Here is a 17,414-nt window from a genome sequence, read left to right as displayed (position 1 = left end):
TATGGAAACACTCGATGAATTAACACAAGCAATCATGTCCGATGAACAAAATAAAGCTTATACGGAACAAGGTATAAAACCCTTGTTTTCCATTCCAAAAACGGCTCGGATTAATATCGTGGGACAAGCTCCTGGTATTCGTGCCCAAGAGTCCGGCCTTTACTGGAATGATCCTAGTGGTGATAATCTCAGGGATTGGATGGGGGTTTCACGCGAAGAATTCTATGAATCTGGTATGTTTGCTATTGTACCAATGGATTTTTATTTCCCAGGTCATGGTAAATCAGGTGATTTACCTCCTCGCAAAGGATTTGCAGATAAGTGGCATGAGAAAGTTCTTGCTTTAGCTCCTGATATCCAATTGACGATTTTAGTAGGTAATTATGCACAGCATTACTATTTACATCAAAAATCGTCAGCAAAATTAACAGATACAGTTAAGCATTACAAAGATTATCTTCCAGAGTTTTTCCCTCTCGTTCATCCTTCTCCTCGAAATAATATTTGGCAAGCAAAAAATCCATGGTTTATGGAAGAAGTAGTTCCAGATTTGAAGGCTTTGGTCAAAAAAATCTTAAGTCGATGATGTCTGATATCTGCACTTGGATTGTCATTAGGTATTGTTTCAAATCAATGAAGCAACTATCAGAACATACCCAAATATTGTAAAGATTTTAGCCCTTTGGGGCTTTTTTTGATGGTTTAATAAATTATTCGGGAAAAACAATTAATAAAAAATCTAATATTATACTTATCTATAGCCACTTATTTCTAATTTTCAGAAGAAGCAACATATAAAAGATACTGTCAATAATTATGTGTAAACACTCAAGTAGAGTTGAAGAATGTTAATCAAATAAGCTTTCAAGTGTGTCAGAACATTGGCCAAACCCTCTATGGATTCGTTGACTTTGCTTGAAATTATAATCTTTAAACAAAGTAACTAAGTAACGTTTCAGAGTCTCCTCGTTAGGGAAAAGAACCTGCTTTTTCGTTTGACGTTTGATTTCTTTGTTAAGAGACTCAATGAGGTTTGTCGAATTAATGCTGTTCCAAATCTGGTAGGGAAACTGATAAAAAGTTAAAAGATTATCCATATTCTCTAGACTTTCCTATACTTTGGTTTCCATTCGGCGATAAAGTCCTCTAAAGCTTGCACTGCTATTTCTAAATTTTCAGCACGATAAATCGTTTTAAATTGCTCCAGAATAACCGCTCGATCAGATCGTTTCACTTTACTAGCTAGACTTCAACTAATATGAATTAAGCAACGTTGTTTTTTAGCTAATGGGTAAGCCTGACTGATAATCTGCTCAAGCCCCTTGAAGCCATCGGTAACTACAAGAGAAACCTGTTGGATTCCTTGGTTTTGAAGCTTGTCTAACAGGGGGGACCAAGAAGCATTGTTTTCATTTGGGGCAATCTCATATCCAAGAACAGCCTTCTGTCCTTCTGGTATAACGCCAAGTGCGATATGAATACATTCTTTACTAACGGTTCCACGTCTTAATGGAAGATAGGTTCCGTCAAGAAATAAAACAGAGTAATTGGCTTCTAAGCTTCGCTCATGAAAAGCAGCGACATTCTCCTGAGTTGCTTTTGAGATATTAGAAATTGTGGTAGGACTATAGTGATGACCATACATTCGATCGAATGATATCACTAATTTCTCGAGTCGTTACACCGGTTTGATAGAGTTTGATAACCATCTCATCCAAGTGGTCATCTCGACGTCCATAAGCGGGAAGCAAAGCTGGACTAAAGTTCCCATTACGATCTCTTGGAATAGTTAACTGAACAGTCTCATATTTGGTTTCAAATTTCCGTGCATAGGTTCCGTTACGACTATTACCAGAATTATAGCCTACTTTTTCGTAAGGCTCAGACCCTAAAAATGCTGACAATTCTGCTTGAAGCAGATCATTCATAGCTATTTCAAGAGAAGTACGGCAAAATTCATCAATATCTTGCTTTTGGGCTAGGAAGTTAAGTAGTTCTGTGGTAAACTGATTCATAGGAATAAATCTCTTTCTAGTAATGTGTTGCAACTCTACTATAACGGATTTATTCCTTTTTGTGTTTACACAACTTATTTTACACTACCAAACTAATATAGGAAGATAAAGAAGAGAATCTAGGAAGATAGCTATCCAAAAGCCAAATATCACAATGAAAATTAAAATGAAAGCTTATAGTTGATTGTTTTTCATAATCTTTTCAATAAAAAAACATTAAAGCGAATTGGACTAGATATTATAAAATTAAACCACCTATTTGTATCGTAAACACTATTAATAATAGGGTTTTGTCTATCAAATATTTTGATATTAAAAAGTATTTGAATTTAAGAATCTAATCGAATTTAAAGGAATGGTTGTTTTTATGAGATATCTCAAATTGACATGGTTCTTTCTTTTGTTAGAATATGAACATAACTAAATATAGAAGGACGTAATTTAAATGGGGAAAAAGGAATTACAACGTTATTCACTCAGAAAGTCTAGCCTTGGTGCGGCTTCTGTTCTTTTGGGGACTGCAGTTCTTGCAGTAGGCGCTTCAAATGCAAGGGCTGATGAAGTAGCAACAACTACAGATTCAGCAACACCAGCAGTTGAAGCAACAGATGCTGTTGAAGAAAACACTTCTGCCGTAGCAGATTCAACTGAAAAGAAAGTTGTTAACGTTACTGAAGAAGGCAACACAACTGTTACAACGAGTGAAGTAACAAATACAAGCTTAGAAGCTGCAAAAACAGCTGCAACTAACGAAGGGGTTGAGGTTAAGGAAGAACCTGCTCAAACCAAAGAAACTGTTGAAGCAGCTGCTGCAGATAATAAAGCACAAGCAGTGAAAATCAATACAGTCGTTTCTGATTATAAAGCGGCTAAAGAACAATACAAGTCAGATAAAGCTGACTATGATAAAGCAAAAGCAAACTATGATGCCAAATTAGCTGAGAAAGCACTTGCTGATAAAACAAATGCTGAAGCTCAGGCTAAATATGATACTGAAAAAACAGCTTATGATAAAGCTTCAGAGCAATACCAAATTGCTAAGCAAGCTTATGACTCAGCTCTTTCAGAGTACAAAACTAAGAAAGTTACTTATGATGCTAAGGTAGCAGAAAAAGAAGCCGCTGATAAAGAAAATGCGCTTTCTGCAGCTAAATACCAAGCAGAATTGGCAACTTATAACCAAGCAAAAGCTGATTATGAAGCAGCTCTTGCACAGTACAATAGTGATAAGGCCAAATACAATGCTGAAAAAGCTAATTATGATAATAAAGTAGCTGAAAAAGTTGTTATTGAAAAACGTAACGCTGAAGCTGAAGCTAAATATCAAACTGAGCTGGCAGCATATAATGAAGCAAAAGCTAAATATGATGTAGAAAAAGCAGCATATGACAAGAATCTTGAACTTTATAACGCTAAGAAAACAGCTTATGAAGCAGATCTTGAAACAAAACAAGCTATTGAAAAATACAATGCAGATGCTAAAGCTAAATACGAAGCAGCCTTGGTTGTCTACAATGAGCAAAAAGCTAAATATGACCAAGAATACCTTGAGTATCAAAACAAATTAGCTGTCTACCAAACAGCGCTTAAACAATACCAAGAAGCTAAAACAGCTTACGATAAATACATGAATGATCCTGTATATCGTAACCTTAAAGATGCTGAAGTTGTTCAAGAATTGACCTTCCAACGTGAAAACGATGCAACACACAAAGTTGAAGGTGTAAGTAACTACTTGACAAAAGAAGCACAAGAGCGTCTTAACACAAGTAATGTTTTCCAATATGACTCTAACAAGTTACAAGCATCTGACATTGTTTCAAATAGCCCTTGGACAAATACTGAAGACGAGTGGGTTCAAGTTAAAGAAGGTGACAAATTTGTTGTTACTTATGATGGTTTGAACCAATCAAGCATGATTGTTGAGAATGAAGCATCAGCAATCAAACGTGTTGTTTACCGCTACGAAATTGTTAGCCTTCCATCAAATGACGGAAAAGGTATCGCGAAAATCAGTAAGGATCCAACAGTAACTATGACAGTTGGTGCATCAACTGATCAAGATAAACCAGTTAAAGTAGCAGTAGATGTTGAGTTTTACGATAAAGATGGTAAAATGTTCAACCTTAGTGAGCGTAATGCTATCGTAGCACTTAACTCACTAAACCACTGGAATGGTGCAGCTTATGTTGAAACATCTGAACGCCCACGTCCACTTACAGTAGAAGCGAAAGACGTTAATGGTAATACTGTCCGCGGTACATATAATCCTTACGCAGATGGCTCTACTTTGGCAATCCAAAACGGTGAAGTTGTTACTAAATCTGGATACGCTGATTTCGGTGGCGCTACTGTTAACATTTCTGATGAGAACCCGCTTAAGGTAGTTGTTCCTATCACTGACTGGAATGGTTCAGAATGGGTTGTCTCACGTGAAATTCCATCTGATGTAACAACTCTTAATGCTTCAGGTAGTGGTAATGGACACGCTCTTGGTAACCAAGATTATACATTTGGTGATAAAGATGATGTTATTGGTTCGTACAGCGTTTCTGCTGAAACTGGTTTGATTACATTCACACCTAAGAAAAAATACCAATCAACACGTCACCAAGAATATGTAAATATTGGTGATAACCAATTCATCGCTATTCCAAAATCATCAGTTACTTATGATGCTGCTACTAAAGAAGTAACATCAGTCAATGATAACCAATACATTGACCATGGTGCAGTCTTTAATGGTGAGACAACGTCTGAATTGACAGGTTGGGATAACGCTGATTCACCTTACCTCTATTATGGAGGTGCAGGTATCAAGATGACAAATGGTCACTTGGTATTTACTGCTGAAGGTGCAAATGCTGATGGTGCACCAACAGTATATTGGTTCGCAATCAACTCTAATCTTGGTTTGCCTAAGAATCCAGGTGAAAAACCTGAAGAACCTAAGGCACCAACACCACCAACAGCACCGGTTAAACCAGTTATTAAAACAGTTGGTATCAATCCACAAGAACCAACACCACCAACACCACCAAAAGAGCCAGTGGCACCAACGCCACCAACTCCAAAGGTAGTTGAAGTACCTGGTAAACCACAAGAACCAACACCACCAACAGGTCCAACGGCACCAACGCCACCAACACCGAAAGTAGTTGAAGTTCCTGCTAAACCAGTAGAACCTAAAACTCCTGAAAAACCAAGTGTTGTATGGCACAAGAACTATGTCGTTGAGAGAGAGTCTCACGTGGTACCACCAACACCACCGACTCCTGTTACTCCTCCAACTCCAGTGACACCGCCAACTACACCAACTCCAGATACTGAAGTTCCTGTAGTGCCTCAAGCTGAGTTGCCACAAACTGGTGAGCACACTAGCAATGCTGGATTTATTGGACTTCTTTCAATGATTTTTGCAGCCTTTGTAGGATTCTTCAAACGTCGTAAAGAAGATTAAGTGGTGCTATTAAATTAGTTCCCCATCAAAACTAGATTCTATTTAGAATCTAGTTTTTATTTTTGCTAGGTTTTACTCCCTCGTATCATTTCTATTTACTGTTGAAACATGTTATAATTATTTTGAACGACTATTATAGAAAGATGCAAGGAGACGAGCATGGAAGAACTTAAGAAAATCGCTGGCGTAACCGCTGCCAAATACGTTGAAGATGGAATGGTTGTTGGACTCGGTACAGGGTCAACAGCTTATTTCTTCGTGGAGGAAATTGGCCGTCGTATTAAGGAAGAAGGCCTTAGTGTTGTTGGAGTAACGACATCCAGTCAAACCACTAAACAAGCTGAAGGTTTAGGTATTCCTTTGAAGGCAGTGGATGATATTGACAGTATTGATGTTACTGTTGATGGCGCCGACGAAGTAGACCCTCAACTCAATGGGATTAAAGGTGGCGGTGGTGCCCTTCTGATGGAAAAAATCGTCGCTACACCTACGAAAGAATATATCTGGGTGGTGGATGAGTCAAAAATGGTTAATCAATTAGGTGCTTTCAAATTACCAGTTGAAGTGGTTCAATATGGTGCTGATCGTCTCTATCGTGTCTTTGAGTCGAAGGGCTATAAGCCATCATTCCGACTTACGGAGGAAGGTAATCGCTTTGTTACAGATATGAAGAACTATATCATCGATCTTGATTTAGGTAAGATTGAAAATCCAGTAACTCTTGGTGAAGAACTAAAAGCTATGACAGGTGTTGTCGATCATGGATTGTTCAATGGTATGGTTAACAAAGTCATCGTTGCAGGAAAAGACGGTGTTAAGGTCGTTGAAGTCAAGGCCTAGTCCAATTTTGATTTCCCCTCACTTTTAATGAGGAAGACTAATTAATTTTTGTCAAACTATTAAATAATATAGAAAGGCAAGAGGTAATTTCGAAAAGATTTTATCTCTTTGTGGTGTTATTATGTCCAAATTTAACCGAATGCATTTAGTCGTTCTTGATTCAGTAGGAATTGGTGCTGCTCCAGATGCCAATGACTTTGTCAATGCAGGTGTGCCAGATGGTGCTTCAGATACCCTTGGTCATATCTCTAAATCAGTAGGATTGAATGTGCCAAATATGGCTAAGCTTGGTCTAGGAAATATTCCTCGTGAAACACCTTTGAAAACAGTACCAGCAGAAAGTAACCCAACTGGTTATGCAACAAAATTGCAGGAAGTGTCTCTTGGTAAAGATACGATGACTGGTCACTGGGAAATCATGGGTCTCAATATTACTGAACCTTTTGATACTTTCTGGAACGGATTCCCAGAAGAAATTCTCACTAAAATTGAGGAATTTTCAGGCCGTAAAGTCATTCGTGAAGCTAATAAACCATACTCAGGTACAGCTGTTATTGAAGACTTTGGACCTCGTCAAATGGAAACTGGTGAATTGATTATTTATACTTCAGCTGACCCAGTTCTTCAAATTGCCGCACACGAAGACGTTATTCCTTTGGATGAATTGTATCGTATTTGTGAATATGCGCGTTCAATTACCCTTGAGCGCCCAGCTCTTCTAGGGCGTATCATTGCTCGTCCTTACGTTGGTGAACCTGGAAACTTCACTCGTACGTCTAACCGTCGTGATTTGGCTGTTTCACCATTTGCACCAACTGTTTTGGATAAATTGAATGAAGCTGGTATCGATACTTATGCCGTTGGTAAAATCAATGATATTTTCAACGGAGCTGGTATCAACCATGATATGGGACACAACAAATCAAATAGTCACGGTATTGATAATTTGATTAAAGCTATGACTTCTGAAGACTTCAAACATGGTTTCTCATTCACAAACTTGGTAGACTTCGATGCCCTTTATGGACACCGTCGTGATCCACATGGATACCGTGATTGCTTGCACGAATTTGACCAACGTTTGCCTGAAATCATTGCTGCTATGCGTGAAGATGATCTCTTGATGATTACTGCAGACCACGGAAATGATCCAACTTATGCAGGTACAGACCATACTCGTGAATATATTCCTTTCTTGGCTTATAGCCCATCATTCAAAGGAAATGGACTTATTCCAGTAGGTCATTTCTCTGACATCTCAGCAACTGTCGCTGAAAACTTTGGTGTAGATAAAGCCATGATTGGTGAAAGCTTCTTGGATAAACTTGTCTAAAATGAAGCGCTATGCATTTTTGGTTCGTGGGATAAACGTTGGTGGTCGTCACAAGGTCGTCATGGAAGAATTTTGTCGTGAGTTAGAAGAACTCGGTATGTCACATGTTTCGTCCTATATAAATAGTGGAAATCTTTTCTTTGATTCTACCTTGATGAAAGAGGAACTCCTCTTAGTTTTAGAGGAATTTCTAAATAAGGCTTATCCATTTATTAAGGTATTTTCTCTTTTTACTCTGGAAGATTACCAAAATGAAGTGGTCTCATTACCCAAGTGGTGGGAAGATGATTTCTATAGAAAAGACGTCCTCTTATTCACTGAAAGACTTGATAAGAACGAAATGAAGAAGGTTATTAACACTTTAGAGTTGAAAGATGAAATACTTCATTTTGGTCAGCTTGGGGTCTACTGGGTAAAATATGATAAATCAACTTATAGTCAAACCGCTTATCATAAGAAGTTATTGAAAACACCTTTTTATCCTGATATAACCATTCGAAATGCGAGAACTTTTTCAAAAATTGGTCAATTTTTAAGCATGAAATAAAATTAAGGGAGAAATAACATGTCGCTACTTGAAAAAATTAGAGTTACTCAAGCATTTTTGGAAAGCAAAGGAATTGAAAAACCTGAGTTTGGTTTAATCTTGGGTTCTGGACTTGGTGAGTTGGCTGAAGAAGTTGAAGACGCAGTTGTCATTGACTATGCGGATATTCCAAACTGGGGACAATCAACGGTTGTCGGACATGCTGGAAAACTTGTTTACGGAACTTTGTCTGGACGTAAGGTTTTGGCTCTTCAAGGACGTTTCCATTTTTATGAAGGAAATCCGCTTGAAGTAGTTACTTTCCCTGTACGTGTTATGAAAGCACTTGGATGTGAAGGTGTTGTTGTAACCAACGCAGCAGGTGGAATCGGCTTTGGCCCAGGTACTTTGATGGCCATCACTGACCACATTAACATGACTGGTCAAAACCCATTAATCGGTGAAAACTTGGATGATTTTGGTCCACGTTTCCCTGATATGTCTAAAGCTTACACACCTGAATACCGTGAAACCGCTCATAAAGTGGCTGATAAACTTGGTATCAAATTGGATGATGGTGTTTATATCGGTGTGACTGGTCCAAGTTATGAAACTCCAGCTGAAATCCGTGCTTATAAGACACTTGGTGCAGATGCTGTTGGGATGTCAACAGTTCCTGAGGTTATTATCGCAGCTCACTCTGGTTTGAAAGTTCTTGGTATTTCATGTATTACCAACTTTGCGGCTGGTTTCCAAGAAGAATTGAACCACGAAGAAGTGGTGGAAGTGACAGAGCGTGTTAAAGGGGACTTCAAAGGATTGCTAAAAGCGATTCTTGCTGAACTCTAAAATATGATAGCTCGGGGAATAAAACCTATAACGTCATTACCCAAGTCGACTAGGTTAAGTTTAGCTGTTTTTGGAACCGGTATTGCTTCAGGTTTGGTAGGCATTCTTTGTCATTACCTTTTGGAGTTTATACAAATTCTTGTATTTGGTAATGATAAATCGAATTTATTGTCACAGTTTAACTCTGTAAGTCCCTTTCGACGATTTGCAGTATTGCTTGTAGTAGGTGTTTTGGCTAGTTTATTTTGGTATTTCCTTCAGAGACGAGTGTCCCTCCTTTCTATTAGTAAGGCTAAGCAACTCATTGGTAAGAAGAGTCCAAATTTTCTTGGCCAGAGTCTACACGCTTTGATGCAGGTTGCAATCGTTGGAGCTGGTTCCTCAATTGGTAAAGAAGGAGCGCCTCGAGAATTAGGCGCTCTATTTGGTGGTAATCTCTCCAAAGCCCTGCACTTGGATATTGTTGATAGACAATTGCTAATTGCTTGCGGGGCTGGCGCTGGCTTAGCTGCGGTTTACCAAGTCCCCTTTGCCAGTACACTGTTTGTTCTGGAAACCTTAGGTGTTGCTTGGAAATCAAAAAATATTATTATCATTCTTGTGACAACCTACTTGTCAGCTTATTGTGCTCGACCAATCGTTGGTAAGGAGGCAATGTATCAAGTCGGTAAAGTTAGCTCAGACCCTGCTAGTCTGATTCAGGTTATTGTTCTTGTATTAGTGATAACTCCGCTGGCGATGATGTTTAGCTTCTTAGCCAAAAAGGCTAGCAAAAGTCGTATTACTGATAAACGCATTCTGTGGACCATGCCGCTATCTTATATAGTACTAGGTGGGATTGCAGCTTTCTATCCTTTAATCATGGGAAATGGTCAGGTTCTAGCACAATGGTTATTTTTAGGTGGGGTTTCAGCATACCTATCTCTTATCCTTGTCGTCAAAGGACTTGTGGTATGTTTGCTTTTATGGGCGGGCTCTTACGGAGGAACTCTGACCCCTTCCTTTACTTTAGGTGCCGGAACGGGTTTCTTATTGACAAGCTGTCTTGAGACTTTGGGATTTTCCCTCAATCCTACTCTAGGAATGTTACTCGGTGCAACCGTATTTTTAGGAATAACTTTAGATGCTCCTCTAACTGGGATAGCCTTAGTTCTAGGTTTTACTGGTCAAGGAGGGCTGGTAGCAGTACCACTAATCTTAGCGAGTCTACTATCGAGGATATTAAAAAATAGATGGAAGAAAAAACAATGAATATTCATTTTATCTTACACGAAACGTTTGAAGTCCCAGGAGCCTATTTAAAATGGGCACAAGACCGTGGGCATAATATCACATCAACCAAGGTATATGAGGAAGAGATTCTTCCTGAAACCGTTGTAGGTATTGATTTTCTAATTGTGATGGGTGGTCCTCAGTCACCTGATGAGGATCGTCAGGCCTTTCCTTATTATGATCCAGAGGCTGAGATTGCATTCATGCAAAAAGCAATTGCTGCTGATATCTATATTGTTGGGGTTTGCCTAGGTGCTCAACTTTTATCTGTTGCCTATGGTGGTAAGTACGAGCATAGTCCAGAACGTGAGATTGGTGTTTTTCCTGTAACATTAACTGAGGCAGGTTTAGCGGATGAGCATGTCAAAGGTTTTGGCAAAACCCTAAATACTGGCCACTGGCATGGTGATATGCCTGGATTGCCTGATAATGCAGTTGTTCTTGCTACTAGTCAAGGTTGTCCACGCCAAATTGTTCGCTTCAGTCCTAAACACTATGCCTTTCAGGCACACTTGGAGTTTGATCCTGAAGCCATTGATTTACTTATAGCTGCTGACGGTGAAGACCATTTACGTAAGCAAAATAAAGAGTTACCTTTTGTTCAAACACCTGAACAATTACGTGCCAACGATTATTCTGAAATGAACAAAAAGTTATACGATTTTCTTGATTCATTGACTCAAGCTTAATCCACTTTTAAAGTAGTTATTTATCCACTATATAATAGTAGAAAAATATTTAAAAATAAAAATTAAGAAAGGTAGAGCGTGTGTTCTGATTTGAACACGAGCGGAAAGCTCGGAAAATAGATAATCTTCATTTGTTTTCTGTCTGCTCCTTTACCATCAAAAAATAGAAAGGAAGGGTAGTTCGGGTTTGAAACTGAACCCGGGCTAGAGGCTGTGTAAAAAAGATAAATCCTCCTAGATGCGAAGCATCTTTGTCGGATTTCCTATTTTTACTTTGCCTCTTTAACGCCCTTGGTATCTTATATTATGTCTATTCATATTGCTGCTAAGCAAGGAGAGATTGCTGATAAAATTCTTCTTCCAGGGGATCCATTGCGTGCGAAATTCATTGCTGAGAATTTCCTTGAAGATGCTGTATGTTTCAATGAGGTTCGTAACATGTTTGGTTACACAGGAACATATAAAGGTGAACGTGTCTCAGTAATGGGAACAGGAATGGGGATGCCATCTATCTCTATTTATGCGCGTGAACTTATCGTTGACTATGGTGTTAAAAAATTGATTCGTGTGGGAACTGCTGGTTCATTGAACGAGGATGTTCACGTTCGTGAGTTAGTTCTAGCACAAGCAGCAGCGACAAACTCTAACATTATCCGTAATGATTGGCCTCAATACGATTTTCCACAAATTGCAAGTTTCGATCTCTTGGATAAGGCTTACCACATTGCCAAAGATCTCGGTATGACAACACATGTTGGTAATGTCTTGTCATCTGATGTTTTCTATTCAAATTATTTCGAAAAAAACATTGAGCTTGGTAAATGGGGAGTGAAGGCTGTTGAAATGGAAGCAGCAGCACTTTATTACCTTGCAGCTCAACACCAAGTAGATGCTCTTGCCATCATGACTATTTCTGATAGTTTGGTCAATCCAGATGAAGACACTACAGCTGAGGAACGTCAAAACACTTTCACTGACATGATGAAAGTTGGTCTTGAAACACTAATTGCAGACTAATCTGTAAAAGGACGCCATTAGGTCGTCCTTTTGTGTTGTAACTAAGATCTACTCGAAGAATCAATAGGTTAAAAATTTTCAAACTACTAGAAAAAAATAAAAATATTCGGAAGAAAAAGACTTGTAATAAATAGTTAAATATCCGACAATTTAAAAATTAAGCACCAAAAATGTGAAAAATAGTTTACAATATTATGAAAAATGATAGAAATTAAATGCTTGATATCATAATAAAAAACGGTTTCTTCTTTTTTAAAAAGAATGACAATTGAAATGAAGTTATAGTAATGTTATAATGATAATGGGAAATGTCTAATTTTAATTTTTAGGAGCAATTTATATGAGTTCGCGTACGAATCGTAAGCAAAAACGTACGAGTAATAGATCGTGGGGGATGGTCAACGTTGGGTTGACCATTCTGTATGCTATTTTAGCATTGGTCTTATTATTCACAATGTTCAATTATAATTTCCTATCATTTAGGTTTTTGAACATCATTATCACCATTGGTTTGTTGGTAGTTCTTGCTATTAGCATCTTCCTTCAGAAGACTAAGAAATCACCACTAGTGACAACGGTTGTATTGGTTATCTTCTCGCTAGTTTCTCTGGTTGGTATTTTTGGTTTTAAACAAATGATTGATATCACTAACCGTATGAATCAGACGGCTGCATTTTCTGAAGTAGAAATGAGCATAGTGGTTCCTAAGGATAGTGACATCAAAGATGTGAGTCAGCTTACTAGCGTACAAGCACCAACTAAGGTTGATAAGAACAATATCGACACCTTGATGTCTGCTCTAAAGAAAGACAAAAAGGTTGATCTTAAAGTTGATGATGTTGCTTCATATCAAGAAGCATATGACAATCTTAAGTCTGGCAAATCTAAAGCTATGGTCTTGAGTGGCTCTTATGCTAGCCTACTAGAGTCTGTCGATAGTAACTATGCTTCAAATCTAAAAACAATCTATACTTATAAAATTAAAAAGAAGAATAACAATTCTGCAAAACAAGTAGATTCAAAAGTCTTCAATATTTATATTAGTGGTATTGATACCTACGGTTCAATTTCAACAGTGTCACGTTCAGATGTCAATATCATTATGACCGTTAACATGAACACACATAAGATCCTCTTGACGACCACTCCACGTGATGCGTACGTTAAGATTCCTGATGGAGGGGCAGACCAGTATGATAAATTAACCCACGCAGGTATTTATGGCGTTGAAACATCTGAAAAAACTCTGGAAAATCTTTATGGCATTAAGATTGATTACTATGCACGTATTAACTTCACATCTTTCCTTAAGTTGATTGACCAACTTGGTGGTGTGACAGTTCATAATGATCAAGCCTTCACGAGTCTTCACGGGAAGTTTGATTTCCCAGTTGGAGATATCCAAATGAATTCTGAACAAGCCCTTGGCTTTGTTCGTGAGCGTTATAGTTTGGATGGAGGAGACAATGACCGTGGTAAGAACCAAGAGAAAGTGATTTCTGCGATTGTAAACAAGTTAGCTTCACTAAATTCTGTATCAAACTTTACTTCAATCGTTAACAATCTTCAAGACTCTGTTCAAACGAATATGTCTCTAGATACCATTAATGCTCTGGCCAATACACAACTTGATTCAGGTTCTAAATTTACGGTGACTTCTCAAGCAGTAACAGGTACAGGTTCAACCGGACAATTGACCTCTTATGCTATGCCAAATTCTAGTCTCTACATGATGAAACTGGATGATTCTAGTGTGGAAAGCGCCTCTCAAGCTATCAAAAATTTGATGGAGGAAAAATAAGTGATTGACGTTCACTCACATATTGTTTTTGATGTTGATGATGGTCCTAAAACTTTAGAAGAAAGTCTTGACCTCATTGGCGAAAGCTATGCGCAAGGAGTGCGTACTATTGTTTCAACATCCCATCGTCGCAAGGGAATGTTTGAAACCCCAGAGGATAAAATCTTTGCAAACTTTTCTAAGGTAAAAGAAGAAGCAGAAGCACTTTATCCAGACTTAACTATTTATTATGGTGGTGAACTTTATTACACCTCAGACATTGTGGAGAAACTTGAAAAGAATCTTATTCCGCGTATGCACAACACTCAATTTGCTTTGATTGAGTTTAGTGCTCGCACATCTTGGAAAGAAATTCATAGTGGGCTTAGTAATGTTTTGCGAGCGGGGGTAACGCCTATTGTTGCTCATATTGAGCGCTATGATGCCCTCGAAGAAAATGCTGACCGTGTTCGAGAAATCATCAACATGGGGTGCTATACTCAAGTTAATAGCTCACATGTTCTAAAACCAAAGCTCTTTGGAGATAAAGATAAAGTAAGAAAAAAACGTGTTCGTTATTTCTTGGAGAAAAATTTGGTTCATATGGTTGCTAGTGACATGCATAATCTTGGTCCAAGACCACCATTTATGAAAGATGCTTACGCTATTATCGAAAAGACTTACGGAACGAGACGTGCTCGTAACCTTTTTATCGAAAATCCACAAACACTACTTGAAAATCAATATATATAGGAGAAACTATGACTCAGGAAAACACGAAGCGTGTTGAAATCGATGTACTTGCATTATTGCACAAACTTTGGACTAAAAAGGTATTTATTCTATTTACAGCCTTCTATGTCGCTGTCTTTGCCTTCTTGGGAACTTATTTCCTCATTCAACCAACATATACGTCGTCTACACGTATCTATGTGGTTAATCAAGCTAACGATGGCAAAAACCTTTCTGCTCAAGATTTGCAGGCCGGTACATTTTTGACAAAAGACTACAAAGAAATTATTACATCAAACGATGTCTTGTCAGAAGTTATCAAAGATGAAAAATTGAATATGAGTGAAGGTGAACTTGCTAAAATGATTTCAGTTAATATTCCTACTGATACTCGTCTTATCTCAATTTCTGTTAATGCTAAAACTGGTCAAGATGCGCAAACACTTGCCAATAAGGTTCGTGAAGTTGCTTCAGAAAAAATCAAGAACGTGACAAAAGTTGAAGATGTCACAACACTTGAAGAAGCTAAATTGCCAGAGTCACCATCTTCACCAAATATCAAACGTAACGTGCTTCTTGGAGCAGTGCTTGGAGGATTCCTTGCAGTGGTTGGTGTATTGGTACGTGAAATCCTAGATGATCGCATTCGCCGTCCAGAAGATGTGGAAGATGCCCTTGGAATGACACTTCTTGGAATTGTCCCTGATACAGATAAAATTTAAGGAGAAGAAATGCCTCTATTAAAGTTAGTAAAATCTAAAGAAAACTTTGCCAAACAAACAGAAGAGTATTACAATGCCATTCGCACAAATATTCAATTTTCTGGTGCTCAGATGAAAGTGATTGCGGTTAGCTCTGTTGAAGCTGGTGAAGGAAAATCAACGACATCTGTTAACTTGGCGATTTCATTTGCTAGTGTCGGGCTCCGAACACTTCTCATTGATGCAGATACTCGTAACTCTGTTTTGTCAGGTACATTTAAATCAAATGAGCCTTATAAAGGCCTTTCAAATTTCCTTTCTGGAAATGCTGATTTAAATGAAACGATTTGTCAAACTGATATTTCTGGTTTGGATGTCATTGCATCTGGTCCTGTACCACCTAATCCAACAAGTCTTTTGCAAAATGACAATTTTAGACATTTGATGGAAGTTGCTCGTAGTCGTTATGATTATGTCATCATTGATACGCCACCAATTGGTTTGGTCATTGATGCGGTTATTATTGCCCATCAGGCTGACGCTAGTCTTTTGGTTACAGCAGCAGGAAAAATCAAACGCCGTTTCGTAACTAAGGCCGTTGAACAATTGGAACAAAGTGGTTCTCAATTCTTAGGTGTCGTCCTTAATAAAATTGACATGACAGTTGATAAGTATGGATCATATGGTTCTTACGGATCATATGGCGAGTACGGGAAAAAGTCAGACCAAAAAGAAGGTCATTCAAGAGCACATCGTCGTAGAAAAGGATAGCACTAATGGGGATGATGCGGCTCCTTATACCTTAACAGATTAAAAAGGGGTTTAGAGTGAAAGAAAAACAAGAAATTCGTCGCATTGAAATTGGTATTATACAGTTGGTTGTGGTTGTTTTCGCAGCCATGGTAGCTAGTAAAATACCTTATACAGAGATTACCCAGGGAAGCATTGTCCTTTTAGGTGTCGTACATGTAGTGTCTTACTATATCAGTAGTTATTATGAAAATCTTAAGTATAGAGGCTACTTGGATGAACTCATTGCAACTGTCAAATATTGTTTCATATTTGCTCTAATTGCAACTTTCCTCTCGTTTTTTGCAGATGGAAGTTTTTCTATCTCACGTCGCGGACTTCTTTACGTCACACTAATTTCAGGTGTTCTCTTATACTTTACAAATACAGTTCTTAAGTATTTCCGCTCATCTATTTATACACGTCGTAAAAGTAACAAGAATATTCTCTTGATTTCTGATCAGGCACGTCTTGATAATGTTTTATCTCGTATGAAGGACAATATGGATGGTAGGATTACAGCCGTTTGTGTCTTGGATAATCCTTATTTCACTGATCCTTTTATCAAGAGTGTTAAACCTGAAAATTTGATTGAATATGCGACACACTCAGTAGTAGACCAAGTTTTGATTAATCTGCCAAGTGAGCAGTACAAGATTTGGGATTATGCGTCACCATTTGAACTTATGGGAATCCCAGTATCCATTAATTTGAATGCCCTTGAATTTATGAGTCAGGGTGAAAAACGTATCCAACAATTGGGTCCTTTCAAAGTTGTTACGTTTTCTACGCATTTTTATAGCTATGGAGATATCTTGGCGAAACGCTTCCTCGATATCTGTGGAGCTATAGTTGGTTTGGTGCTCTGTGGTATTGTTGGAATCTTCCTTTATCCTCTTATTCGTAAAGATGGAGGACCAGCTATTTTTGCTCAAGATCGTGTGGGAGAAAATGGACGTATCTTCAAGTTTTATAAATTCCGTTCTATGCGTGTTGATGCGGAAGAAATCAAGAAGAATTTGATGGCACAGAATCAAATGTCTGGTGGTATGTTTAAGATGGACAATGATCCACGTATTACCAAAATTGGACATTTCATTCGTAAAACGAGTCTTGATGAACTTCCACAATTTTGGAATGTTCTAAAAGGTGATATGAGCTTGGTAGGAACACGTCCACCAACATTGGATGAGTACGAATCTTATACACCGGAACAAAAACGTCGCCTCAGCTTTAAACCAGGTATTACTGGTCTTTGGCAAGTAAGTGGTCGAAGTGAAATTACTGATTTTGATGAAGTTGTAAAACTAGACGTTGCTTATATGGACGGATGGACAATCTGGCGCGATATCAAAATATTATTGAAAACAATTAAAGTAGTAGTAATGAAGGATGGAGCAAAGTGATGGCT

Annotated in this window: 14 protein-coding genes and 1 pseudogene; 14 read left to right on the top strand and 1 reads right to left on the bottom strand. The window is 38.1% G+C overall.

From position 1 onward, the window contains the following. Position 1 precedes the first annotated feature (1 nt). Positions 2 to 586 (top strand): uracil-DNA glycosylase family protein, encoded by a 585-nt coding sequence (locus H7T99_RS00395; RefSeq protein WP_037600544.1) that lies wholly within the window; start codon positions 2 to 4, stop codon positions 584 to 586. A gap of 262 nt (positions 587 to 848) precedes the next feature. Here the strand turns inward: H7T99_RS00395 and H7T99_RS00390 are convergent. Further along, a pseudogene (locus H7T99_RS00390) lies at positions 849 to 2,015 on the bottom strand (IS256 family transposase). A 445-nt stretch (positions 2,016 to 2,460) separates the two neighbouring features. On the opposite strand from H7T99_RS00390, the gene H7T99_RS00385 reads away from it, so the two are divergent. The 13 genes from H7T99_RS00385 to H7T99_RS00325 all read left to right on the top strand — a co-directional run bounded on the left by H7T99_RS00385 (position 2,461) and on the right by H7T99_RS00325 (position 17,409). Continuing rightward, on the top strand, positions 2,461 to 5,475 hold the full coding sequence (locus tag H7T99_RS00385) for a GbpC/Spa domain-containing protein (protein WP_201035875.1): 3,015 nt from the start codon (positions 2,461 to 2,463) through the stop codon (positions 5,473 to 5,475). Between the two features lie 159 nt (positions 5,476 to 5,634). Next, positions 5,635 to 6,315, top strand: a complete 681-nt coding sequence (gene rpiA / locus H7T99_RS00380) for a ribose-5-phosphate isomerase RpiA (protein WP_037600550.1) — start codon at positions 5,635 to 5,637, stop codon at positions 6,313 to 6,315. A gap of 121 nt (positions 6,316 to 6,436) precedes the next feature. Continuing rightward, positions 6,437 to 7,648, top strand: coding sequence for a phosphopentomutase (locus H7T99_RS00375; RefSeq protein WP_002884873.1), 1,212 nt, complete (start codon positions 6,437 to 6,439; stop codon positions 7,646 to 7,648). A gap of 1 nt (position 7,649) precedes the next feature. Then, positions 7,650 to 8,195 (top strand): DUF1697 domain-containing protein, encoded by a 546-nt coding sequence (locus tag H7T99_RS00370; RefSeq protein ID WP_037600553.1) that lies wholly within the window; start codon positions 7,650 to 7,652, stop codon positions 8,193 to 8,195. 18 nt (positions 8,196 to 8,213) lie between these two features. Then, positions 8,214 to 9,023, top strand: a complete 810-nt coding sequence (locus H7T99_RS00365; protein ID WP_037600556.1) for a purine-nucleoside phosphorylase — start codon at positions 8,214 to 8,216, stop codon at positions 9,021 to 9,023. 3 nt (positions 9,024 to 9,026) lie between these two features. Beyond that, positions 9,027 to 10,274 (top strand): chloride channel protein, encoded by a 1,248-nt coding sequence (locus tag H7T99_RS00360; RefSeq protein WP_037600559.1) that lies wholly within the window; start codon positions 9,027 to 9,029, stop codon positions 10,272 to 10,274. Then, positions 10,271 to 10,984, top strand: coding sequence for a type 1 glutamine amidotransferase (locus H7T99_RS00355; protein ID WP_037600658.1), 714 nt, complete (start codon positions 10,271 to 10,273; stop codon positions 10,982 to 10,984). Before H7T99_RS00360 ends, H7T99_RS00355 begins: the two co-directional genes overlap by 4 nt. Positions 10,985 to 11,290: 306 nt before the next feature. After that, on the top strand, positions 11,291 to 12,001 hold the full coding sequence (deoD, locus tag H7T99_RS00350) for a purine-nucleoside phosphorylase (protein WP_002884979.1): 711 nt from the start codon (positions 11,291 to 11,293) through the stop codon (positions 11,999 to 12,001). Between the two features lie 340 nt (positions 12,002 to 12,341). Further along, a complete protein-coding gene (locus H7T99_RS00345) occupies positions 12,342 to 13,802 on the top strand; it encodes an LCP family protein (protein ID WP_037600563.1) in 1,461 nt (486 codons plus the stop codon). Next, positions 13,803 to 14,534 (top strand): capsular polysaccharide biosynthesis protein Cps4B, encoded by a 732-nt coding sequence (gene cps4B, locus H7T99_RS00340; protein WP_002884982.1) that lies wholly within the window; start codon positions 13,803 to 13,805, stop codon positions 14,532 to 14,534. Positions 14,535 to 14,542: 8 nt separating this feature from the next. Further along, positions 14,543 to 15,235: a capsular polysaccharide biosynthesis protein gene (locus H7T99_RS00335; protein WP_021144222.1), complete on the top strand. Its 693-nt coding sequence runs from the start codon at positions 14,543 to 14,545 to the stop codon at positions 15,233 to 15,235. A 9-nt stretch (positions 15,236 to 15,244) separates the two neighbouring features. After that, positions 15,245 to 15,985, top strand: a complete 741-nt coding sequence (locus H7T99_RS00330) for a tyrosine-protein kinase (RefSeq protein WP_037600567.1) — start codon at positions 15,245 to 15,247, stop codon at positions 15,983 to 15,985. Between the two features lie 56 nt (positions 15,986 to 16,041). Next, positions 16,042 to 17,409 carry a sugar transferase gene (locus tag H7T99_RS00325; RefSeq protein ID WP_021144220.1) on the top strand — a complete coding sequence of 456 codons (1,368 nt, stop codon included), beginning with the start codon at positions 16,042 to 16,044 and terminating at the stop codon, positions 17,407 to 17,409. Positions 17,410 to 17,414 lie beyond the last annotated feature (5 nt).

The sequence above is a fragment of the Streptococcus sp. 17.1 genome (assembly GCF_016648655.1).
GTDB classification, from domain to species: Bacteria; Bacillota; Bacilli; order Lactobacillales; family Streptococcaceae; genus Streptococcus; species Streptococcus salivarius_E.
The sequence above is the reverse complement of the archived record's forward strand: the minus strand, read 5'-3'. Positions and strand labels throughout refer to the sequence as shown.